25 protein-coding genes are annotated in these 22,688 nt (G+C 37.4%); 5 read left to right on the forward strand and 20 right to left on the reverse strand.

The genetic code is table 11. The features are described 5' to 3' along the window. Positions 1 to 9: 9 nt before the first annotated feature. The 6 genes from pfkA to dnaE form a co-directional block, all read right to left on the reverse strand. The gene (pfkA, locus tag SPK86_RS03825; RefSeq protein ID WP_284139820.1) at positions 10 to 969 is read right to left on the reverse strand and encodes a 6-phosphofructokinase; all 960 of its coding nucleotides are present in this window, start codon (positions 967 to 969) and stop codon (positions 10 to 12) included. A gap of 286 nt (positions 970 to 1,255) precedes the next feature. Further along, positions 1,256 to 2,212, reverse strand: coding sequence for an acetyl-CoA carboxylase carboxyl transferase subunit alpha (accA, locus tag SPK86_RS03830; protein WP_284139821.1), 957 nt, complete (start codon positions 2,210 to 2,212; stop codon positions 1,256 to 1,258). Continuing rightward, positions 2,209 to 3,069, reverse strand: a complete 861-nt coding sequence (accD, locus tag SPK86_RS03835; protein ID WP_284139822.1) for an acetyl-CoA carboxylase, carboxyltransferase subunit beta — start codon at positions 3,067 to 3,069, stop codon at positions 2,209 to 2,211. The genes accA and accD overlap by 4 nt, the downstream gene beginning before the upstream one ends. Before the next feature lie 164 nt (positions 3,070 to 3,233). Then, positions 3,234 to 3,866: a FadR/GntR family transcriptional regulator gene (locus SPK86_RS03840; protein WP_330948681.1), complete on the reverse strand. Its 633-nt coding sequence runs from the start codon at positions 3,864 to 3,866 to the stop codon at positions 3,234 to 3,236. Between the two features lie 75 nt (positions 3,867 to 3,941). Beyond that, the gene (locus SPK86_RS03845) at positions 3,942 to 5,168 is read right to left on the reverse strand and encodes an NAD(P)-dependent malic enzyme (RefSeq protein WP_284139823.1); all 1,227 of its coding nucleotides are present in this window, start codon (positions 5,166 to 5,168) and stop codon (positions 3,942 to 3,944) included. Between the two features lie 146 nt (positions 5,169 to 5,314). Continuing rightward, positions 5,315 to 8,665 (reverse strand): DNA polymerase III subunit alpha, encoded by a 3,351-nt coding sequence (gene dnaE / locus SPK86_RS03850; RefSeq protein WP_330948682.1) that lies wholly within the window; start codon positions 8,663 to 8,665, stop codon positions 5,315 to 5,317. Between the two features lie 146 nt (positions 8,666 to 8,811). On the opposite strand from dnaE, the gene SPK86_RS03855 reads away from it, so the two are divergent. The 3 genes from SPK86_RS03855 (at position 8,812) to SPK86_RS03865 (ending at position 9,980) form a co-directional block, all read left to right on the forward strand. After that, complete coding sequence (locus SPK86_RS03855; protein ID WP_284139825.1) at positions 8,812 to 9,141, forward strand: YtrH family sporulation protein; 330 nt, start codon at positions 8,812 to 8,814, stop codon at positions 9,139 to 9,141. Next, on the forward strand, positions 9,141 to 9,647 hold the full coding sequence (ytrI, locus tag SPK86_RS03860; RefSeq protein ID WP_284139826.1) for a sporulation membrane protein YtrI: 507 nt from the start codon (positions 9,141 to 9,143) through the stop codon (positions 9,645 to 9,647). The genes SPK86_RS03855 and ytrI overlap by 1 nt, the downstream gene beginning before the upstream one ends. Positions 9,648 to 9,782: 135 nt before the next feature. After that, positions 9,783 to 9,980 (forward strand): hypothetical protein, encoded by a 198-nt coding sequence (locus SPK86_RS03865; protein WP_284139827.1) that lies wholly within the window; start codon positions 9,783 to 9,785, stop codon positions 9,978 to 9,980. Positions 9,981 to 10,064: 84 nt separating this feature from the next. Here the strand turns inward: SPK86_RS03865 and SPK86_RS03870 are convergent, their stop codons facing one another. Then, positions 10,065 to 11,006, reverse strand: a complete 942-nt coding sequence (locus SPK86_RS03870) for a DHH family phosphoesterase (RefSeq protein ID WP_284139892.1) — start codon at positions 11,004 to 11,006, stop codon at positions 10,065 to 10,067. A 121-nt stretch (positions 11,007 to 11,127) separates the two neighbouring features. Between SPK86_RS03870 and SPK86_RS03875 the strand changes: the two genes are divergently transcribed. Continuing rightward, positions 11,128 to 11,421, forward strand: a complete 294-nt coding sequence (locus tag SPK86_RS03875) for a YtpI family protein (RefSeq protein ID WP_284139828.1) — start codon at positions 11,128 to 11,130, stop codon at positions 11,419 to 11,421. A 123-nt stretch (positions 11,422 to 11,544) separates the two neighbouring features. Here the strand turns inward: SPK86_RS03875 and SPK86_RS03880 are convergent, their stop codons facing one another. The 7 genes from SPK86_RS03880 to SPK86_RS03910 all read right to left on the reverse strand — a co-directional run bounded on the left by SPK86_RS03880 (position 11,545) and on the right by SPK86_RS03910 (position 17,158). Next, positions 11,545 to 12,852: a DRTGG domain-containing protein gene (locus SPK86_RS03880; protein ID WP_284139829.1), complete on the reverse strand. Its 1,308-nt coding sequence runs from the start codon at positions 12,850 to 12,852 to the stop codon at positions 11,545 to 11,547. A gap of 75 nt (positions 12,853 to 12,927) precedes the next feature. Beyond that, on the reverse strand, positions 12,928 to 13,155 hold the full coding sequence (locus SPK86_RS03885) for a hypothetical protein (protein WP_284139830.1): 228 nt from the start codon (positions 13,153 to 13,155) through the stop codon (positions 12,928 to 12,930). An 88-nt stretch (positions 13,156 to 13,243) separates the two neighbouring features. Further along, entirely contained in the window at positions 13,244 to 13,993 is a 750-nt protein-coding gene (locus tag SPK86_RS03890; RefSeq protein WP_330948697.1) for a prepilin peptidase, read from the reverse strand. Positions 13,994 to 14,090: 97 nt separating this feature from the next. Then, positions 14,091 to 14,771 carry a metal-dependent hydrolase gene (locus SPK86_RS03895; RefSeq protein WP_284139831.1) on the reverse strand — a complete coding sequence of 227 codons (681 nt, stop codon included), beginning with the start codon at positions 14,769 to 14,771 and terminating at the stop codon, positions 14,091 to 14,093. A 108-nt stretch (positions 14,772 to 14,879) separates the two neighbouring features. Beyond that, positions 14,880 to 15,545 (reverse strand): PspA/IM30 family protein, encoded by a 666-nt coding sequence (locus SPK86_RS03900; protein WP_284139832.1) that lies wholly within the window; start codon positions 15,543 to 15,545, stop codon positions 14,880 to 14,882. Positions 15,546 to 15,755: 210 nt separating this feature from the next. Then, positions 15,756 to 16,874 carry an alanine dehydrogenase gene (gene ald / locus SPK86_RS03905; protein WP_330948683.1) on the reverse strand — a complete coding sequence of 373 codons (1,119 nt, stop codon included), beginning with the start codon at positions 16,872 to 16,874 and terminating at the stop codon, positions 15,756 to 15,758. Positions 16,875 to 16,999: 125 nt separating this feature from the next. After that, complete coding sequence (locus SPK86_RS03910; RefSeq protein WP_284139834.1) at positions 17,000 to 17,158, reverse strand: hypothetical protein; 159 nt, start codon at positions 17,156 to 17,158, stop codon at positions 17,000 to 17,002. A gap of 178 nt (positions 17,159 to 17,336) precedes the next feature. Between SPK86_RS03910 and SPK86_RS03915 the strand changes: the two genes are divergently transcribed. Beyond that, the gene (locus SPK86_RS03915; RefSeq protein WP_284139835.1) at positions 17,337 to 17,771 is read left to right on the forward strand and encodes a universal stress protein; all 435 of its coding nucleotides are present in this window, start codon (positions 17,337 to 17,339) and stop codon (positions 17,769 to 17,771) included. A 75-nt stretch (positions 17,772 to 17,846) separates the two neighbouring features. On the opposite strand, the gene SPK86_RS03920 is transcribed toward SPK86_RS03915, so the two are convergent. From SPK86_RS03920 to SPK86_RS03945, 6 genes are all read right to left on the reverse strand, one after another. Then, complete coding sequence (locus SPK86_RS03920) at positions 17,847 to 18,359, reverse strand: MogA/MoaB family molybdenum cofactor biosynthesis protein (protein ID WP_284139836.1); 513 nt, start codon at positions 18,357 to 18,359, stop codon at positions 17,847 to 17,849. A 34-nt stretch (positions 18,360 to 18,393) separates the two neighbouring features. Beyond that, on the reverse strand, positions 18,394 to 19,593 hold the full coding sequence (locus tag SPK86_RS03925) for an acetate kinase (RefSeq protein WP_284139837.1): 1,200 nt from the start codon (positions 19,591 to 19,593) through the stop codon (positions 18,394 to 18,396). A 59-nt stretch (positions 19,594 to 19,652) separates the two neighbouring features. Next, positions 19,653 to 20,642 (reverse strand): class I SAM-dependent methyltransferase, encoded by a 990-nt coding sequence (locus SPK86_RS03930; RefSeq protein ID WP_284139838.1) that lies wholly within the window; start codon positions 20,640 to 20,642, stop codon positions 19,653 to 19,655. Between the two features lie 138 nt (positions 20,643 to 20,780). Continuing rightward, a complete protein-coding gene (gene tpx, locus SPK86_RS03935; RefSeq protein ID WP_284139839.1) occupies positions 20,781 to 21,281 on the reverse strand; it encodes a thiol peroxidase in 501 nt (166 codons plus the stop codon). Positions 21,282 to 21,422: 141 nt separating this feature from the next. Then, complete coding sequence (gene ytfJ, locus SPK86_RS03940; protein ID WP_284139840.1) at positions 21,423 to 21,914, reverse strand: GerW family sporulation protein; 492 nt, start codon at positions 21,912 to 21,914, stop codon at positions 21,423 to 21,425. Between the two features lie 15 nt (positions 21,915 to 21,929). Then, a complete protein-coding gene (locus tag SPK86_RS03945; RefSeq protein ID WP_284139841.1) occupies positions 21,930 to 22,535 on the reverse strand; it encodes a DUF2953 domain-containing protein in 606 nt (201 codons plus the stop codon). Positions 22,536 to 22,688 lie beyond the last annotated feature (153 nt).

A 22,688-nucleotide genomic window follows, 5' to 3' on the forward strand; every position in this document is an offset into this window, starting at 1 on the left:
TGCCAGTAATTAAATAGATAGTTCCTTTGATAGCTCATACATATCTAAATTAATTGTATGATTTCCGCTAAGTATTTCCGATATGTCATGGTCTACTAACACATTATTTTGAATTCCAACCATTCGTCCTGCTTGTCCGTTCAAAATTAAATCAACAGCTTTAGCAGCTAATCGGCTTGCAAGAACCCGATCTTGTGCAGTTGGAGAGCCACCTCGTTGAATATGGCCTAAAACCGTAACTCGTGTTTCTAGCTGTGTTGCTTCTTTTATCCGTTGTCCGTATTCCATGCCACTTCCTACGCCTTCAGCTAATAAAATAATGCTATGCTTTTTCCCACGTTCATGCCCACGGCGGAGTCGTTCAATAACCTCGTCAAAGTTATCCGGCTTTTCAGGGATCAATATACTCTCTGCACCATCAGCAAGTCCGGCCCATAAGGCAAGATCCCCTGCATTTCTTCCCATTACTTCAATAACATATGTTCTTTCATGAGATGTCGCCGTATCCCGTATTTTATCTATCGCTTCGATAATTGTATTTAAAGCCGTATCAAAACCAATTGTAAAATCTGTTCCAGAAATATCATTATCAATAGTTGCTGGAACACCGATGCATGGATAGCCTTTTTCGGTTAGTTTTTGCGCTCCACGAAAACTCCCGTCACCACCAATGACAATTAACCCTTCAATTCCATGCTTTTTCAATTGCTCAATCCCTTTTAACTGTCCTTCATCCGTCTTGAATTCTTCACATCTTGCTGAAAAAAGCGTTGTGCCTCCACGTTGAATAATATCTCCGACAGAACCTATTTCCAGCTTTTCAATATCTCCATCAATAAGACCTTGATAACCATATTTAATTCCGTAAATCTCAACTCCATGGTAAATACATTTCCTAGTTACAGCTCTGATTGCTGCATTCATTCCTGGAGCATCGCCACCACTTGTTAAAACGCCGATTTTTTTCATGATTTCACCTCAAGATAGATTATCGATTATTTGACAGCATGTAAGTACAACCTTCCACTTTAAAGATAATAGGTAGAAGTAAAAATATCAATTAATAACAAACGCGTGTGTTACGATCACACTAATGTGTCTTACTATATGAGCAATTCAGATACAATCTGTATGCCTCTTTTCTATATTCACCTCCATACCAAATACTATTTAAATAAATAAGTCCATTATTTGTTTAAATTAGAATTTCGGTAAAATATAAGAAGAGACTGACTTATGCCAGCCTCTATATTTATCAAATTTCTTTATAATCGCCCATACACTTATACTTTTCCCATCGATTCTCAAGTAATTCTGAAACAGATAGTACACGTAGCTCCTCAAGCGATTGCTCAATTATCGAATCAATCGCTCCTGCTTGTTGCTTTATATCTCGATGCGCGCCACCCTTTGGCTCAGGAATAATCTGATCAATAAGAGCTAGCTCCTTTAAGTCATAAGCTGTTATCTTCATGGATTCAGCTGCTCTTCTTGCTTGTGTTGCATCCTTCCACAAAAGTGCCGCTGCTCCTTCAGGAGATATTACGGAATACGTTGAATTTTCAAGCATATGAATCCGATCACCAACACCTAAGGCTAACGCTCCGCCACTTCCACCTTCTCCAATAACAATACAAATGATTGGTACCGTTAAGCCTGCCATTTCCATTAGGTTACGAGCAATTGCTTCACTTTGCCCGCGCTCTTCTGACTCTTTACCTGGATCTGCTCCTTTTGTATCAATAAAACAGATAATCGGTCGTTGAAACTTCTCTGCTTGTTTCATATGTCGTAACGCTTTTCGATATCCTTCAGGATGTGGCATTCCAAAATTTCGATAAATATTTTCTTTTGTATTTTTACCACGTTGATGACCAATAACTGTAACGGGTGTACCTTTATAATATGCAATACCCGCAACAATGGCAGGATCATCCCCAAAGGCACGATCACCGTGAAATTCCATAAAATCTGTAAAAATCTCAGCGATATAATCTAAAGTAGTCGGACGTTCCTGATGCCTAGCCATCTGTACACGATCCCACGGCTTTAAATTACCATAGATATCGTCCTCTAAAACCTTTAATCGCTTTTCTAATGTTTGAATTTCATCGGATAAATCAATATCACTATCTGCAGTGAACGATTTTAACTCTACAATTTTTTCTCTTAGATTTACGATCGGTTTTTCGAAATCAAGAACCTGCTTCATTTGCCGGTCCCACCTTTCTCATGCAGCTTTAAGAGCGTGCTTAGCTGTTGCTTCATGTCATGACGATGAATTACGCGATCTAATTGACCGTGCTTCAATAAAAATTCTGCCGTTTGAAAATCGTCTGGTAATTTTTCACGTGTTGTTTGTTCAATAATTCTTCTGCCTGCAAAACCAATTAACGCGCCTGGCTCAGCAAAATTATAGTCCCCTAAAGAGGCAAAGCTAGCAGAAACCCCTCCAGTTGTTGGATGCGTCATAACAGATATCATTAAACCATTTGCTTCTGAAAAACGCTTTATCGCTATTGACGCCTTCGTCATTTGCATTAAACTGAGAAGTCCCTCTTGCATTCTCGCTCCACCTGAAGCAGTAAAAACAATGAAAGGTAACTGCTCGTTTTTAGCGTTTTCGATTGCCCTAGCAATTTTTTCACCAACGACAGAACCCATGCTACCCATACGAAAGCTAGCATCCATGACTCCAAAGGCAACAGCTTGTCCGTCAATAAGTCCTTTTCCTGTTACTACCCCTTCATTCAAACCTGTTTTTTGGCGATCTTTTTCAAGCTTTTCTTCATATCCAGGAAAACCAAGCGGGTTATTGGATATTAGCTCACGATCCCATTCCTGAAAGGTGTCCTTATCGAATAGGCTATCAATCCGTTCCCAAGCATTTAGTTGGTGATGATAACCACAATTGGGGCAGACATTTAAGTTCTTTTTCATTTCTTTTGTATAATAAATTTTATAACACCCGGTGCATTTTTTCATTAGCCCCTCAGGAACATCTACTTTTGATTGTTCATTTGGAATGGAAGCATATTTCCTTTTCTTGCCAAAAAGATCTTTAAGCAAGTTCATTTCCCCCTTTTTCATGCAATCTCTTAGGTTGATGTCCATTTTCCTGGAAGTATTCAGCCTTTTTTCATTGCTTCTTACTATATCGTATCTTCCATAAAAAAGGTGTCTAAATCCGTCGAAGACAAAATTTTATCCATTTGTCTTCTAAAGACGACAGTTTAACAACACCTTTCTTTTTTTAACATACTCGTAAACAACTGTTCAATAGCTTCATACTCATTATTTGTATAAATGGTGAGAAGTTCTTTATAAAAGCTTACATCATAATAGATTCTATCCATTGTATGAGAAAATTCTTCCATTAATCGCCAAATCTTTGCTAATAAAAGATTTTCTGTTTTCTCGAACAATAGAAAAAAGAAATCTAAATGCTTTTGTTTCTCATCTCCATCCATATCAACAATTTGAAGAAGCGCAGCTAAATCATCCGTTGTTAGTCTACTAAAGGCTAACTTTGCAGTTTCTTTTTCTAGTACTAATTTTGCACAAATTAAATCATGCTTCGTAACATTGTCCCTTAAAATAAAGGACGATAACAACTCAACCGTTTGATAAGGACGATAGGTGCTCAGAAACGTTCCTTCTCCATGCTTCGTTTCAATTAATCCAAGTAGCTCCATGGCTCTTAATGCTTCTCTGACTGACGATCTACCAGCATTCAGCTTCTCTGCCAATTCTCTTTCAGAAGGTAGTTTATCTCCGGACTGCAGATTATGCTCATCTATAAAGCTACGAATTTCCTTTAAAACTTCTTGGTATACTTTTTGCTTTGGTGACATGGACACAGCCATGATCCACTCCTTTGCTTTCCATTAGGTAAATGAAACACAGGCTATTTGTTGAAAGCAATAAGCTTTCTTTATTTATTAGAGGTCTGTTAGCTTTCTTGTTTTTTCCGCTATCGCTTCTGGATCAACTTCAATTCTCGCGACGCCTGATTCCATCGCAGCTTTTGCCACACTAGATGCTACTAATGGAGCAACACGCTTATCAAATGGTGCAGGAATAACATAATCGGACGATAACTCTGATTCACTGATTAAAGATGCGATTGCTTCTGCAGCAGCAATCTTCATTTTTTCATTAATTCGAGTTGCTCTTACATCAAGTGCCCCTCTAAATATCCCCGGAAATGCTAATACGTTATTTACTTGGTTCGGAAAATCAGATCTTCCTGTTCCAATTACTTTTGCACCAGCTGCTTTCGCATCCTCTGGCATAATTTCCGGATCAGGATTAGCCATCGCAAAAATGATTGGATCGGCATTCATTTTCTTAATCATTTCCTTTGTTAGTGCGCCACCCACAGATACACCGATAAATACATCCGCGCCTTCTAATACTTCTTCAAGACTTCCTTTTTCTTTGTCTAAGTTAGTCATTTCGGCAATTTGGTCTTTAACCTCATTCATTCCATATGGTCGACCTTCATAAATGGCTCCACGAGAATCACACATGACGATATCTCGAACACCAAAGCTATACAATAATTTAATAATGGCAATACCTGCAGCACCTGCACCATTGGCAACTACTTTTATTTCAGAAAAGCTTTTGCCTACTAGCTTTAATGCATTAATAAGCCCTGCAACAGTGACAATAGCAGTACCATGCTGATCATCATGGAATATAGGTATATTCGTTTCCTTTTTTAATCGATCTTCAATAATAAAACAGTTTGGTGCTGCAATGTCTTCGAGATTAACGCCTCCAAACGTAGGTTGAAGCAATTTTACCGTGTTGACAATGTCATCGACATCATGGCTGTCTAAGCAAATGGGAAAAGAATCGACACCTGCAAATGTTTTGAAGAGCACTGCTTTTCCTTCCATTACAGGTAAAGCAGCCTCTGGACCAATATTCCCAAGTCCGAGAACAGCAGATCCATCACTAACAACTGCAACCATATTCCCCTTCATTGTATAATCATATACTTTACTTTTCTGATCATGAATTTCTTTACATGGCTCTGCAACCCCTGGTGAGTATGCCAGGCTTAAATCATAAGCATTTTTAACAGGGACTTTAGGTTCGGTTGCTAGCTTCCCTTGGCTCACTTTATGCATGTGTAACGCTTCATCTCGTAGATTCATTTTATCTATCTCTCCTTAACGCGTATAAGTTTGTCATCATCCGTTTATCCAACTGGTGGTCTGACCACTTAACTATTTAATTATAACAGATGGATTTCGTCTGTAAAGTAGTGCCTACTTCCTTGGATTCCGTTACGATTAATTCATTATTCTTTATAAATAACATTCTCTTCTCCGAAGAACAGCTTTAGATTTTCTAATGCTTTATCCGTCGGTTGCAGATAATAATCTTTTAGTTGATATGTTTTTTTGCTAGGTTCATCAAAAATAATAATCAAAGCATTACCTGGATTATCCGCTACATTCTGTTTTATGCATGTTAGTGCCTCATCATGATTTTGACCGGTAATTTTTATAAATAGCCGCCCACTTATTTCTCTGTGCAGCATATCTTCATTAAATGGCTCAATCTTAGCTAATAGCCATTGATGCCGATTATTGCGCCATTCTATTTTCCCTGTTACCTTGACTATTTGCTCTTCTTTGATCCAAGGCTTAACTGCTCGGAATAATTCTGGAAAAATGACAGCCTCCATTTCACCGGTTTCATCACCAATGACAGCAAAGGCCATCGGATCTCCACGCTTTGTACGAATCGTTTTTAAGGCTTGCATCATAACAATACTTTGAGCATTTTTCTTCCCAACAATTTCCTCCGCACTACTCATTGTTGCATAGCCCATTTGCATAAACCTTTCACGATATTGCTTTAATGGGTGATCGGAAATATAAACACCTAACAATTCTTTTTCATCTGCAAGCCTTTTCATCGAACTAAAATCTTCTATTGTTGTGTAAGATGCTTCTAACTGAAGCTCATTTTGAAAAAAGCTCGGTTGATCACTAAATTCTCGAAAAAGCTCTCCTTGTTCAATTGCTTGATCAATAGAAGCTAGTAGGCTTGCTCTATTACGATATGTTTCATCAAAAGCACCAGCCATAATAAGTGCTTCTAATGTAGAACGATTAATTGATTTTGTTGGAACTCGTAAACAAAAGTCAAACAAATGCGCGAACGCTCCTCCTTTTCTGATTTGAATTATTTCCTTTACAGCTTGATTCCCTACCCCTTTTATCGATTGTAATCCCATACGAATCTGGTCGCCTTCCACGGTGAATTTTCCAAAGCTCTTATTAATGGAAGGACCTTTAAAAGGGATTCCTAACTCTTTTAATTCTTTCATATAAAGATTTATTTTTTCATGCTGTCCTGAGACAGTGCTTAATAATTCTGCATAGAAATAAGTTGAAAAATGCGCCTTCAAATAAGCGAGCCAATAAGAAATTTTACTATAGGCTACCGCATGGCTTTTCGGAAATCCATAATCGGCAAACTTAATAATCCAAGCAAATAACTTTTCTGCAACAGATTGATCATAGCCATTTTGTAAGCAGCCTTGGATAAAAGCGGATTGTTGTTTATCCATCAGTTGTTGTTGTTTTTTACTAACCGCTCTCCGTAAAATATCTGCCTGTCCATATGAAAATCCCGCGATTACATTGGCAATTTGCATAATTTGCTCCTGATAAATGAGCACGCCATACGTTGATTTTAGAATAGGCTCTAAATCAGGATGTGGATAATGAACCGGCTCTTTTCCGTGTTTTCTTGCGATGTATACTTCAATGTTTTCCATTGGACCAGGACGATACAATGCATTCACTGCTACAATATCTTCAAAATGAGAAGGCTTTAGTTGTTTTAATACACGCTTCATCCCTTCTGATTCAAGCTGAAAAATACCGTTTGTTTTTCCACTTTGAAGTAAATTAAACGTACGTTTGTCATCGTCCGGTATTTTCTTTAAGTCCACATGGTGATCTGTCTTTTGCCGAATCGTATGAATAATTCTTTCTAATAACGATAAATTACGTAATCCTAGAAAATCAATTTTCAATAGACCAATGGATTCTAAATCGTTCATTGCATATTGAGTAAGGTACGTCTCATTACTTCCTAATGTTAACGGAACATTTTCCACTAATGGCTGCTTACTTATTACTACTCCAGCTGCGTGTGTCGATAAATGTTTTGGTAATCCTTCTAATCGAAAAGCAATGGAAAATAGTTTCTTTAGCTTTTCAGATTGGGTAATATAGTTCATTAACTCCCCTGATTGCTGAATAATCGTTTTTAAAGAATCCTTCGCTTGTACAGGAACTTCCTTTAAAATAAACGACGCATCTTGTTGATCGACATCAAACATTTTAAATAGTTCTCTAATTAATGAACGTGCTGCAAAGGTACCAAATGTAATGATTTGGGCAACATGCTCTTTTCCGTATTTATCTCGTACATATTCGATTACTTCATCTCTACGCTGATCCGAGAAATCAATATCAATATCTGGCATCGTAATTCGTTCAGGATTTAAAAAACGCTCAAATAATAATTGATGCTTAATCGGATCTACTTCTGTAATATCGAGTAAGTAAGCAACTATTGACCCTGCAGAAGATCCACGCCCAGGTCCAACTAGGATACCATGATCTTTAGCAAACTTAATAAAATCCCAAACGATTAAAAAATAATCACTATATCCCATGGATTCAATCACATTTAGCTCATATTCCAGCCGGTTAGCAATTGAATCATCTCTGTCTTGATACTTATCACGTAGTCCTTGATGGCAAAGTTTTCGTAAATATGATGCTGCATCTTCGTCATTAGGGACAGGATACGCTGGCAATGTACGTGTATGTAGATCAATATCAACGTTACACTTATTTTTAATTTCTTCCGTTCTTTGTAAAGCCTCCGTCAAAGTACCTGCAAATAAGAAAACCACTTCATCTTCTGTTCGAAGATAGTGTTGTTGTCGATTCGTATCCTTAGCCTGGTCGCTCCAGCGGTTCCCCTTTTTTATTGCTTGCAGGCAATCAAAAGCTTCTCGATCGCTAGCATCTAAATACCGCACATCCTGTACCACTGTTAATGGAACATGACATGATTCCTGTAACAATTTTATATCTATATCTTTTACATTTGTTCTTCCTGTTTCGGGCTCATCTATCCCTAGATAAAAATCCGTTGCGGCAAAAATGTTTTTCAACCTCTCCACATATACAACGGCATCTTGAATGGATTGATTATTTAATATATTTACCAAGTGACTTTGCGAAATTGGCAAGATTCCAATAAGATCATCCGTATATGCTTGTAATTGTGCAAGTTCTACTGTTTCTCTATCATTCAGCTGTAACATACTGCTAAGTTGAATAAGCTGCTGATAGCCATGATTATTTTTTGCAAGTAAAACACATGGTGTTTTCTTTTGCTCATCCTCTTGAATTAGTACAACCATTCCAACAATTGGTTTTAATCCTTTATTTATACACGCCTTATAAAAAGGAATAACACCGTATAAAACATGCATATCTGTAAGCGCAATTGCTGTATACCCAGAAGAGGCCGCTTTATCGACAAGCTTATCAATAGAGATTGTACTATCCAATAAGCTGTAACCACTCCGTACTTGTAATTGTGTAAACGACATGATATCCCGCCTTTACTTTCTCTGTCTACCATTATAACGAATTATCGTTCAATATGTACACGAACTCGAACATATCGTTCGTTAAACATAACTTGTCTATTTTCATCATAGAATGTAGGAAGCATACATCATAGGGAGCGTGTATTATGGAAGAACGTTTTTTCGCTTCATTTATTCATTGTTTTTTCATCGCTTTTGGCGTAATAATTGGCGGTTCGCTTATAGGCAGTATTGGAGCATTTGCCACAGGAGATCCACCATTCACCGAAATGAGCAATCTCGCTAAAAAGCTGCGGATATGGGCAATTGTCGCAGCTATCGGGGGGACGTTTGATGCCATCGCCAACTTTGAAAAAGCGCTTGATGGCTCTTCTTTCGATGTTATCAAACAAATACTATTAATTTTATCTGCCATGGGAGGCGTAAAAACGGGCATCATTCTAATTAGCTGGCTTATTCAGGAGGATGTCACCTAATGCATATTCCTCCATATTATAAACGGCCCGGTTGGCAACGGTTTTTTGTTGGCGTTTTTTTAGGTGGATTGTTTTCATATTTAATTGTCATGTATATGTACGGTGAAATGTACGAAAAGCTGTTAGAGAATAATGTAGCATTACAATCCGAGGTTAAAGAAATTAAAAAGCAGCATGAAGCACTGTTAAAAGATAAACAAGATCTTAATGAGGAAAATAAAAAGGCGATTACCGTTGAAAAAATAGAGCTTGAGTTTAAAAATGCGAAGCAGCTTCGCCTAGAAAATACTTTGACATTGTATCAGTTAGAAGAATTGATCAAAGAAGAAATTGATCAAATAATTGGCCAGGATATCCAAATTGTATCCAAAAATGATGAGTTAATAACGTCCGCAATTGAAAATAAAAACTATTCCGTGGATGATTTTTCTTATTCGTTTAAAGTAGTAAAATTAACAATTGCACCAATAGTAAAAATTAAACTAGATGCTTCCATTTCCAATTAATGTGAATTTTTTGTGAAAATATTCTCAATACTGTGGCAATAGATGCTGTTTTCTAATAAAATGAAATTAGAAATAGATGCTTTGCTTTCAAGGGGGAGTATTCTTAATTAACAATATTGAAAGGAGATGAATCAAATGTATGTCATTCCAAGATCACGTGTTTATGAGGAGAAGATGAAGCAATTGCGTGAAGGGCATACTGCCTATGCAGAATCTCCAGTCGTCATCGAAAAGATTAAGCGTGGAATTGAGAAAGAAAAGCTAAACGTACATGTAGACTATTCATCAACTGGATGTTATTTCACACCAATCCCAGCGAGCAAGAGTAGTTAATAACATGGAGATGAATAGGAAAGCAATTTAAAATACGTGCTGGACCACTTCCGTAAAAGTAGACCAGCACATTTATTTTGGCTTTTAATCTATACTTTCTTTACAAATAGCTTCTAATTCTTTAATGAGCTCATCTGCCTCCGACCAATTATAAACTGTAGCACCAGAAGCGAGTGGATGTCCTCCACCGTGATATTTCGCAGCAAGATCATTAATTATCGGACCTTTGGAACGTAGTCTAACACGGATCATATCTGCTTCCTCCACGAATACCGCCCATGCCTTCATTCCTTTAATATCTCCTAATAATCCAACAACCTGACTCGTTTCTGAAGGGTCAATTGCAAATGAATCCAGTAATTCTTTCGTTAATTTGATAAAACTAACACCAACAGGTGACATTTGAAAGTTTTGCAAAATATAGCCCCGTAATCTAGCAATCGGTTCTGTAATATCATATATCCCTGCATAAAGCGCCTGACGATCAAATGGATAGGCTACAAGCGCTGAAGCATGTTGAAAAGTCCTTGGTGTTGTGCTGGGAAATAAAAATCTTCCCGTGTCGCCAACGATCCCTGCATACAAAAGTCTTGCAGCGGCATTATTTAGCTCCAAATCATTCTTCGCATGTGTATATAACTCACAAATCAGTTCACTCGTGGAGCTTGAGGCTGTATCAACCCATTGAATATCTCCGTATGGATCGACATTTGGATGATGATCAATCTTAATTATTTTTTGGCCTCGTTTATATCGTTGGTCATCAATACGCGCTGTATTGGCTGTATCACAAATAATAACTAGTGCCTCTTCATAGACATCGTCTTCTACTTTATTCATCTCCGCAAGAAACATGAGGGAAGACTCATCTTCCCCAACTATATAGACTTTTTTATTTGGATAGGTTTGCATTATCATTTCCTTCAACCCTGCCTGGGAGCCTATTGCATCTGGATCTGGGCGTACATGCCGATGAATAATTATCGTATCGAATTCCTTTATTGCTTGGATAATAGATGTAATAATTTGCTTCATAATATTGCTCCTTTATTCATGATTCATTTAAATCGGTTTAGTAGAACGGTGGTAATCGTCCAAAAAAAAAGCTACAATGATAACAAGATTATTAATCACAGGAGTCGATTCTATGACAATTATTTTTCCTATCATCATCGTTATTTCGCTTGTTTTATATGTATACTATAAAGTAGCGATTTTAAAGACAAAAGATGGCTTAAATCAAGCTTATTTTAACGCAAAGTCGCGTATTTGTCTTGGAAGCTTTATCTTCTTTTTTGGAATAAATCAATACATATTTTACGGAACGAAATTTTCTCTTTTTATTGGTATCGTTTTTTTAATATTAGGAGGGTTACAGCTATACACCGGCTGGCAAGAAACAAAGCATTACCGAAAAGAATGGCAGCGACTAAATGCATAGTATCGTATGATGTGAAACTTCGATCCGTGGGGTTTTACTAAAGGATAAAAAGGTGGATCCAAATGGAGTAATCACGATGTATTCCTTCTGGTCCTCCTTTTTTATTCTCTTCAAAGATATCGCTTATCTTTCAATTATTTGAGCCATAATTAATCCTTTTCCTACAAGCTTTCGTTCATGCATAACTTCGACATCAATTTTGGCGTAGATTCGTCCTGCATCTAGTAGCTGCGGCCTAATTATAAGCTTACTATCTATTGGAACAGGCTTTAAAAAGTAAACGGTCAAGTTCTCTACAACTAAATCTCCCTTTTTTAAATAAAGAAGAAGTCGCTTACTTGCTTCCGTTATTAGAGATGTAAAAACACCATTGGAAAGTGTTCCTAACTGATTCGTCATTTGTGGAATTACTTTTGTTTGATACATCATTGGACTATGCTCCAACGCTTGTACATTACTGGCGACGATATCATCAATTGTCTCCCCGACCTGCGGCTGGCGTTGGATTTGCTGTAAGGCTTTTAATACGTCCTGTCTTGATACAATACCAATCAGCTTATTCGTTTGGTCAACGACAGGAACAACCTCAATTCCTTCCCACACCATCATATGTGCAACATAGGCTAAAGACGTCTTTGCTTGGACAATAATTGGATTTTTAGTCATTACTCGATCAATAGCCATCGCTTCATCCTGCCCAAGAATATCCTTCGATGTAACGATACCAATCACCCGGCTTTTATCATCAAGTACTGGAAATCGCGTGTGCGAAGATTGCGCGTTTAATTCATACCACCTGCCCACTTGATCCTTTGCATGCAAGTAATAAGATTGGTCATATGGCGTAAAAATATCTCCGACAAAGACAATTTCTTTTTTGATTAATTGATCATATATTGCACGGTTAATCATGGCAGCAACCGTAAACGTATCATAGCTTGTTGATATGATTGGTAATTGCTTGTCATCTGCAAGCTGCTTTATATAGCCTTCTGTATCAAATCCTCCAGTGATCAAGACGGCTGCACCATCCTGCAATGCTAATTCCTGTGCCTTCACTCGATTACCAACAATTAATAACGAATCGGCCTCTGTATATCTCGCCATAGCATCTAGCTGCATTGCACCTATTAAAAATTTATTTAACGTTTTATGCAGTCCTTCTTTTCCTCCAAGAACCTGTCCATCTACAATATTAACGACTTCCGCAAACGTCAGCCGTTCGAAATTCTCTTTTCTTTTTCGTTCAATTCGAATTGTCCCTACGCGTTCAATGGTACTTACAAGTCCTTGTGTTTCAGCCTCTTTAATTGCACGATAAGCTGTTCCTTCACTCACATTCAAGGCTTTGGCAATTTGACGTACCGATATTTTATGGCCTACTTCTAATGAAATAATATGTTGAATAATTTGCTCATGCTTTGTCGTCATAATACGTGCTTCACCGACTTTCAACTGTACTAGTACTGTTAATTACTATTATTATACAGTTGTTCGGATAATTGCTCAATGATTATGGGTTTTTAGTCGCACTCCTTGCTCCTGTTCCATAATTGGAGGCTCTGTAATTTGTAAAAGCACAGCAAAATTAGCAGCAACTAATAGAAAGAAAAAGGTAAGCCACGCTCCCCAAAACACCGTTTCTATTTGGGAGGAGGAAACAGGTATTAAAGGCCATGCAAAGTAAAGAAAAAACCCTGCCAACAACAAACGTAAAAGTGCATAATGACGCAAGAACCATCACCTCCTCTGGCTTTTACTTTAGTTTATGAAAACAGAATCCCTTTAAGAACCTGTCTCTGTACACTACACGATCTAGGATTCAACGAAGAAAGGAGCCATACCAATTAAGAAACATATCTCCATAATAGAAAGAAATCATTGTCCCGATAACAATAAAAGGACTAAATGGGATAGGTTCTTTCAATTCTATTTTAGCAAGCAAAAGATAGCCTGTTCCAATGATCGCTCCAATAATACTTGAAAGAAACAATGCAAACAGGACCTTCTTTATTCCTAATATAAATCCAAGTAAACCGAATAGCTTCATATCGCCTCCTCCCATTCCGCCTTGACTTAAGAGGATAATGACTGCGATAATCGCAAAGCCTGTTATACCGCCAAGTATATTATTCCAAATACTTATGTGGGTAATTTGCATTTGAAGGAAGATAAATAACAAGAGGAAATAAAATAAAATAGAGTTTGGGATCAGCATGTACTGAAGATCGGATACAAGAACGATGATGAGGAGAGAAACAAGTAAAAGTGCGGATAGAAGCTCTAGATTAAATCCAATGTGCTGGTAACTAAAAGCAAACAAACACCCTGTTAACAGCTCTATTATGGGGTATGTCCATGAAATCGGGTGGTGGCAATGGCCGCATTTTCTCCGAAGAAGAACAAAGGAAGCAACAGGGATAAGTTCGTACCAATTTAATGTTCGCTCGCAATGTCGACAGATAGATCGCCCAACTAAAAATGATTCATTTACTGGAACACGCTGTCCAATAACATGAAAGAAGGAGCCGAAGACAACTCCTAAGACAAAAAAAGTAGAAATCATTAACATATTCAATTGACTAACTCCCTTTAATTCGTTGTTTTGATGAAATTGATTTTTCCCCTACAAGGTAAAAGGGCGTGGACAACCTTATGCCCACGCTTCATTATAAGGATAGCACTTCGCCAACCTTCATTACTTTTCCTTTTCCAGTTCGGACTTTCTTTACGAATTCGTCAGGATCCTGTTTTATTACAGGAAATGTATTATAGTGCACTGGAACAACTAGATCAGCTTTTATCCAATCAGAAGCAACTAGAGCGTCCTCTGGCCCCATCGTGAAATTATCTCCAATTGGAATAAATGCTAGATCAATTTGATGCATTTCACCATACATTTTTAAATCTGTGAAAAGTGCGGTATCTCCTAAATGGTAGATTGTTTTCCCTTCAATCGTAAGTAAAATTCCAGCTGGCATTCCCGTATAAACAATTGTATTATCAGGCTCGGTATAAGAAGATCCGTGAAATGCTTGCGTGAATTTGACCTTTCCAAATGGAAATGAATATGCCCCACCAATATGCATTGGATGTGTATGCAATCCTTTCGTTCCTAAGTAAATAGCAAGTTCATTTGGTGCAATCACCATTGCATTCGTTCGCTTTGCAATCGCAACTGTATCCCCAACATGATCATTATGACCATGTGTAAGTAATATCACATCCGCTTCCACGGTGTCAGGATGCAGATCACATAAATCATTTCCTGAAATAAATGGATCAATAAGAATAGTATGACTTTTAGTTGTTACCTTTACAACCGAATGACCGTGATAAGATACTTCCATGATATCTCTCCTTTCAAGAATTCACTTCCCTATTCATTATTTCTACAAACATTGAAAAATTCCTCTAATCAAAATGGATCAGTGTATAAACTGATCCATTCCTATCGATTATTCTTTTCCAATTGCTTTTTTTAAAGCAGCAAGTTCATCATCCACATCCGTATTGAGCTTTGCAAACTCATCATCTAACGTCCGACTAGCTTGGGACAAATCTTCACTCGTCTCTGCTTCCGCTTCAAATTGCATTACTTTTTCTTCCATCCGTTCAAAGCCTCGCTTGGAATCATCACTTCCGATAGAAGACATGGTGCGATTAATCTTCGTTTTCGTTTTAGCTGAAACCGCCCTAGCTTTCAAACCATCCTTTTTTAGCTTCATTTGTTGATACTCTTTCTTCATTTCATCTAGCTTCGTTTGTAGCATTTCTACATCATTTTTGGCTTGCTCCCATGATTCTGACAAAAGGTTCGCCTGGTTTTCATATTCCTTTTTATCCTCGAGCGCACGACGTGCAAGCTCATCATTATTTGCCTTTACAGCTTGCTCCGCTTGACCTAAACGTTTTTCTACCATAACCTTCGCATCGTCTGCCTTACGCTTCAAGATTTTTTCGTTCGCGATTTGCTTTGCAACCGCTTTTTCAACCTCTTGTATTTCCTCTCCCATTTCCCGTAAAAATTGCTCAAGCATTTTAACAGGATCCTCTGCTTTATCTAGCATGGCATTCAATTCAGAACTCACTACTGTCTTCATCCGTTTAAAAAATTGAAACATACAGAAACCTCCTTATTTGATTTAACGTAAATGTTATTCATCTGTTCTTTTTGTAATACGTCCAATCATTCAAAAAGTTTCATAATTGTCTATCAATACACAAAAATTAATTATTTATTATGTTATGTTTATATTACTAGGTTTCCAGCCATATAAAAAACCGTTAAATACAAGAGCTAACCTAATGACTTGTACTTAACGGAATCCTTACTAATTATTTAATAATTCATCAACACTTGCATATTCTAGCCTATGTGCCTCTGCTACAGCTTCATAAGTGACATAGCCCTGCAATGTATTAATCCCTTTTTTCAACGCCTCATTTTCTAAGCATGCCTGTTTATACCCTTTCGTTGCTATTTGAAGGGCGTATGGTACGGTTACATTCGTTAATCCTATCGTTGACGTTCGAGGCACAGCTCCTGGCATATTTGCTACCGAATAATGTAGTACCCCATGTTTTGTATAGGTAGGGTTGTCGTGGGTCGTAATTCGATCGCACGTTTCAAAATTTCCTCCTTGATCGATGGCAACATCCACAATGACAGATCCATTTGACATCGTACGAACCATTTCCTCTGATACAAGCTTCGGTGCTCTTGCTCCAGGAATTAATACAGAACCAATTACTAGGTCAGATTCTTTTACTGCTTCAGCAATATTCATCGGATTAGACATTGCGGTATTGATCGAGGAACCAAAAATATCATCTAGCTGGCGAAGTCGATCAGGATTTAAATCAATTAGCGTTACATCTGCACCAAGTCCTGAGGCTACTTTGGCAGCATTCATTCCAACAACGCCTCCACCAATGATTGTTACTTTGGCACGTTTTACGCCAGGAATTCCTGCTAATAGAACACCTTTACCACCATTGTTTTTTTCCAAAAATTGTGCACCAATTTGTGCTGCCATTCTGCCTGCTACCTCACTCATCGGTGTTAGCAATGGTAATGATCCGTTTGGCAGCTGTACCGTTTCATAAGCAATTCCAACAACCTTGTGTTTAATAAGCTCACGTGTTAATTCTGGCTCATTTGCTAAGTGCAAGTATGTAAACAAAAGCTGACCTTCTCTAAAATAATGATACTCTTCTTCTAAAGGCTCCTTTACCTTCATAATCATTTCCTTAGACCATGCTTCTGCTGCCGTTGGTACAATGTATGCGCCTGCTTGTTTATATTGTTCATCAGTGAATCCAGAACCTAAACCAGCACTTGCTTCTACATATACATCATGTCCGGCATTTGTTAATGATACAACTCCTGCTGGTGTCATTGCTACTCTGTTTTCATTATTTTTTATTTCCTTTGGCACGCCAATTTTCATTAAAAAACACCTTCCCTTATCCTCAGTTTATTCAAGCATGTATTAAGAATATCATAAATAAAGCCATTGAAAAAAGCATAATTATGAAGGATAGCCTCCATTAAAGAGACTATCCATTATAAACATTAGTTTTTCTGATTGTTGTACTTGAAGATTCCTTTATTATTATGCAATTGATCTTCAACTACACCACTTTGGTAGCTTTCAAAAAGCTGGTTTTTAACAGCAGCTACTCCATCATTATCTTCCTGCAAATTCGTAATTTTCTTCTTCTTGTCCGCCATTAGCATCTACCTCCAATAATATAAGATACGAAGCAAAGAAAATGCAGCAGGGACGATACTCCCCTTGCATTAGTTTGTACGATAAGAAAAAACAATATTTTGTGAAGTTTTACCATTTGTAATCGTTTTATTGTATAATTAAGATGAGTAAAAGAATACCATGAGAGGAGAGAGGAAAATGAAATTTGAATATCAACATATTTTAGTTGCAGTGGATGGTTCAGAAGCCTCTGAAAAAGCATTCATGAAATCATTGGATATTGCCAAAAGGAATGCAGCCCGTCTTATCCTCGCTCATGTAGTCGATTCTCGATCATTTGCAACGGTAGAAGCATATGACAGAACACTCGGTGAACGAGCAGAACAATATGCAAAGGAATTAATTGATAACTATGTAGAAACTGCAAAAGAAGCTGGGATTACTGACATTGTCCGTTGTATTGAATATGGATCCCCGAAAGTAAAAATTGCAAAAGACATTGCCAAGCAGTTTGAAGCTGATTTAATTATTTGTGGTGCAACTGGGATGAACGCTGTAGAACGCTTTTTAATTGGAAGTGTTTCTGAAAGCATTACCCGTTATGCTGATTGTGATGTGCTTGTTGTTCGATGAGGAAGGTCTTGTGAAAATACCAAATATAAAGGTGCTGCCAAAAGGACTTTTTGCCTTTTAAAGCAGCACCTTTTTTTATAAAGGCTTCTTTTTCAACTCATGCACAACGTGAGAAAGTTCGGGTAATATCAATTTATTCATTGCTAATTTTACAGCACCCGTTGATCCAGGGGTACAAAAAATCGCTGTGTTTTGAACCACACCTGCAATTGCTCGCGATAAAATTGCCGCTGATCCAATATCTTCCGTATAGCTAAGAAATCGAAAAATTTCTCCAAAGCCAGGGATCGTCTTGTCAAGCATTGGTTGTATCGTTTCGATTGTCACATCTCGAGATGCGATTCCTGTTCCACCATTGGTTAAAATGACATCCACGTTTGGGTCGCTACATCCTACCTCAATCGCAGAACGAATCGACGCTTCTTCATCTTGAACTATCTTTTTATTTGTAACGTTATGCCCTGCATTCTCAAGTAATTGCTGCATAAGTGCCCCACTTTTATCTGTTGCTTCCGTTCTCGTATCACTAATGGTAACAATCATACAGTTTACTTGGAATGCATCCTTTTTATGCGCTTGAACAGACATAATAATCCCCCCTCATAATCGAGAAAAGCCTCGTTTACACATGCTTTACTAAGCCCGACAAACGCACTGTATCCCTTGCAATCATCACTTCCTCGTTCGTTGGAATGATAAGCACTTTAACTGGGGAATGCGGATAATTTATAAATGCTTCTTTTCCACGTGTATGATTTAAAGCAGGGTCCCAATACACGCCCATAAACTCTAAACCTGTTAATACCTTTGCACGGATTTCACTACTATTTTCACCGACTCCAGCAGTGAAAATAATTGCATCGACACCAGACATTCGTGCTGCATAGGAGCCCAAATATTTATGGATTCGTGCCGCAAATACTTCCAGAGCAAGCTCTGCACGATCATTTTTGTTAGCTTCCTCTTCAATATCTCTTAAATCACTCGAGAAACCAGACAACGCTAATAATCCACTTTTCTTGTTTAAGACTTCAATTACTTCCTCCGCTGTCTGTCCCGTTTTCTCCATAATATACGGAATTAAAGCGGGGTCTATATTCCCTGATCTTGTCCCCATTGTCACTCCGGCTAATGGCGTAAAGCCCATGGATGTATCAATCGATTTCCCACCTTCAATCGCTGAAATACTTGCACCGTTTCCTAGGTGGCAGGAAATTAATCGCAATTGTTCTAATGGCACGCCTAATAATTCAGCAGCGCGTTGTGATACATATTTATGTGATGTTCCATGAAAACCGTATTTTCGTATGCCATATTTTTTATAATATTCATATGGAAGACTATATAGATAAGATTTCTCTGGCATAGATTGATGAAAGGATGTATCGAAAACTGCAACCATAGGTACTTCTGGTAATATCTCCCGAAAAGCGTGAATTCCTGTTAAGTTGGCAGGATTGTGTAAAGGAGCGAGTTCCGATATTTCTTCTATTTTCTGTATTGTCTCTTCTGTAATAAGAACTGAATCGCTAAAAGTCTCTCCTCCGTGAACAACACGATGTCCAACTGCATTTATCTCATTTAATGAATGAATCACTCCAGATGCCATTAAACCTTTTAAAAGCATTTGAACGGCTACCTCATGATTTGGTATATCTTCCACTTGGCTTTCTTTTTGCGCATTTACCTCAATACTAAATATAGAATTTGGAATCCCGATACGTTCAACAAGACCTTTTGCGAGTACATTTTCTCCAGGCATTTGAATTAATTGGAATTTCAAAGATGAACTACCTGCATTAATAGCTAATACGTTAACCACTATCAATCAACTCCTCGGTTGTCTTATATTAAAAAGAACTAATATGATAATGAATGCGATTAAGAACGTTTTTGATATGAGGCAAACCAGCTATTCATTTGCGCTAGCACATCTTCCATGGCATGTGTATGTTTAAACGATGGTAGCTTAACAAGTAATGGCTGTTTCGGAGCAGCTGTATGATTGCCCTTTTTTTGGATAATAAGAATGCTTTTTGCATTTGTTTGTGATTTAAAAAGACTTTCTGGTAACTGTAGAAAACCAATAATATGTGCGTATTGATGAATAAAACGGTGAAGCTCTTTTGCTTGCTCAGTCTCGAACAAGGAATTTGGCACTACAAAGATTAGGTACCCTCCATCCTTTGTATAACGGACACCTTGTTCAATAAATAAATGATGCGAATATGCATGCCCTTCTTTTGCTTTTAATTCGAATTCTGACGCCTGTACATCATCTGGATAGTATCCCACAGGTAAATCTGCAATCGTTAGATCAACAGGGTCTAACAATAATGGACGTAAGCTATCCTGATGGAAGAAAGTGATATCCTTTTTTTGCAAGTTTGCATTTGCTAATGCTAGTTTAATTAAGGTTGAATCCACATCACTCGCAAAGGTAGCTAGTGGTTGTTTCAGATGATCCATTACAATTGTAAGAAGATTTCCTGTTCCACATGCTGGATCAAATAGACGAATACTTTCCAGATTTTCCGTTAATTTAGACGCTAAATATCCCATAATCAAAGCTACTGTCTCAGGAGTCATAAGATGCTGTTGCTGTGTTGAATTTTTCATTCCTTTTAAAATGACTAGTTGAACGGCTTTGCGAATTTCTTCTGTTCCATATGATTCAATAGCTAATTCCTTTATGGCTTTATCCATTTTGTGTATTAATATTTCATCCTCGAATTCTGAAACACGTTCATAAAAAGCAATATCCAGTACTATACTTAAGCTATCTAAGTAAGGCTCATTAGAATGTGTTTCTACCATTGCTGTCGTTTTATCGAGCCACTCAAATAACGTTGTTACATTATTTTCTTCCATATGTATTCCTCCAATCCCTATCAAAGCGTTAGTATTATAACAAAAAATGAGACTGAATACGAATGAAGGTAATTGGAGCAAGCAAACCGTTAAAATTCTCTCTCAGTTTAAATAGAGAGAGAATTTTAACAGCCTTTCTTACGATAAGCTAGCAACAGCCTCCAAAGCTTTATCATAGTCAGGATGATTGGTAACTTCCTTTACATATTCCACATGGATTAGCTTGTTCTTTTCATCTAACACGAAAATAGAACGAGCTAATAATCGCAGCTCTTTAATTAATACTCCATACTTTTCACCAAATTCTGCTTGACGATAATCTGAAAGTGTAGTTAAGTTTTCAATCCTATTTTCTGTTGCCCACCGCTTTTGTGCAAATGGTAGATCCATACTAATCGTAAGGACTTGGACATTCCCAAGCTTACTTGCTTCTTCATTGAAACGTTTTGTTTGCTCTGCACAAAGTCCTGTATCAAGAGAAGGAACAACACTAATTAGTTTTATCTTTCCTTGATAATCGGATAAAGTTACTTCCTGTAAATCATTGGACAGTACAGTAAAATCTGGTGCTTGATCTCCAATTTTTAATTCTTTTCCGACAAGGGTGACTGGATTTTGGTTGAACGTTACGTTAGCCATCGGTATCACTCCTTCAATATTTTCATATTCACCTTCCATTATGAAGAATTTACCTTCTTAAGTCCAACGTTAAACCTAATAAAACTGTTACAGTTCTATGTCAGCATCTGTACTAGTGCTTTTTTCGCCATAATTGTTTTGTTAAATAATAAAGTCTGAGTCATCATCAGGTTCTGCCTTTGCTTCTTCATCATCTTTCTGTTTCTTTTTCGACTTATCGTTCCTAAGCTCTTTTGACTGGTTTTTTTTATTCGAATCTTTCATCATTTGCTGAATTTTTTCTGCTGCCTTTGGTGCAAAATCAATCATCTTTTCATAAATATGAACATTTTCATTTAAATGAACCATCTTTACTCCTTTTTCATTGACGATTAAAAAAGCAACTGGTGAAATAGAAACACCACCACCGCTTCCGCCACCAAAAGGAAGGATAGCTTCTCCATTTGAACTATCAAATTTATTATTAAATTCACTTCCTCCTGCTGCAAACCCAAAGCCTAGCTTTGAAACTGGAATAATCATACTCCCATCTGGAGATTCAACCGGATCACCAATAATCGTATTTACTTCAACCATATCCTTTAAGTTTTCCATTGCAGTCGTCATTAACCCTTGTATTGGATGCTCTTCCACGATACTACCTCCTATTTATATGAATTCTGGTGATTGCATAATAGTTGCATTTGATTTCAATGCTTTATTTATCTTTAAGGCTATGTAAATAGCTTGTCCCAATCTGATCGATACAATGCAATGAAGCTTTATTTGAAACCGTTTTTGTTGAAAATGTGGAACCACTTCAACCTGCGCATTTTGTTTTACACGGCAACACGCAGTTAAAAACGCAAGAACTGATCCTTTGATGCTCCAAAATGCTCCTGCAACTAAACCGGTAAGCGCAGCTTCTCCTGTACCAATATTTGTTTTCCAACTTAACTCATGAATCGTTACTTTTTGTAAACAATCCATCATTAGCTTTCCATAATTCGGGATGGTCTGAAGGATACTTGAAAAACGGAATTTATTTCCTTTATCATCTAACCCGTTTTCCTGCATTAAATAATTTAATAGCTCATCTTCATCATTGCTAAACGAAACTTGTTTTTCGTATAGCTTTATATGTAAAATGCGAAGAAGAATGATTAAGCTTTGCTCTTTCTCGATGTAATGAAACGTAAAAGACATATATAATCGCACAAAAAGGATGAACACCAAACCACTGACCAATAGCATACCTAATAATGCCCAAAACATAGAGACTCCTCCATTCAATATTCGTTTCTTTTTATCCTGCAGCTTTTGGGATAATCTTACTCACTAACACTGACTTTTTTTGTTTCTTTCCAATCCATTAGGGAAACCTACTTATAAATGGTATGATAGAAGAAGAGACAAGATATATTTAGG

The organism is Virgibacillus sp. MG-45 (assembly GCF_036409425.1).
Lineage (GTDB): Bacteria > Bacillota > Bacilli > Bacillales > Amphibacillaceae > LDC-1.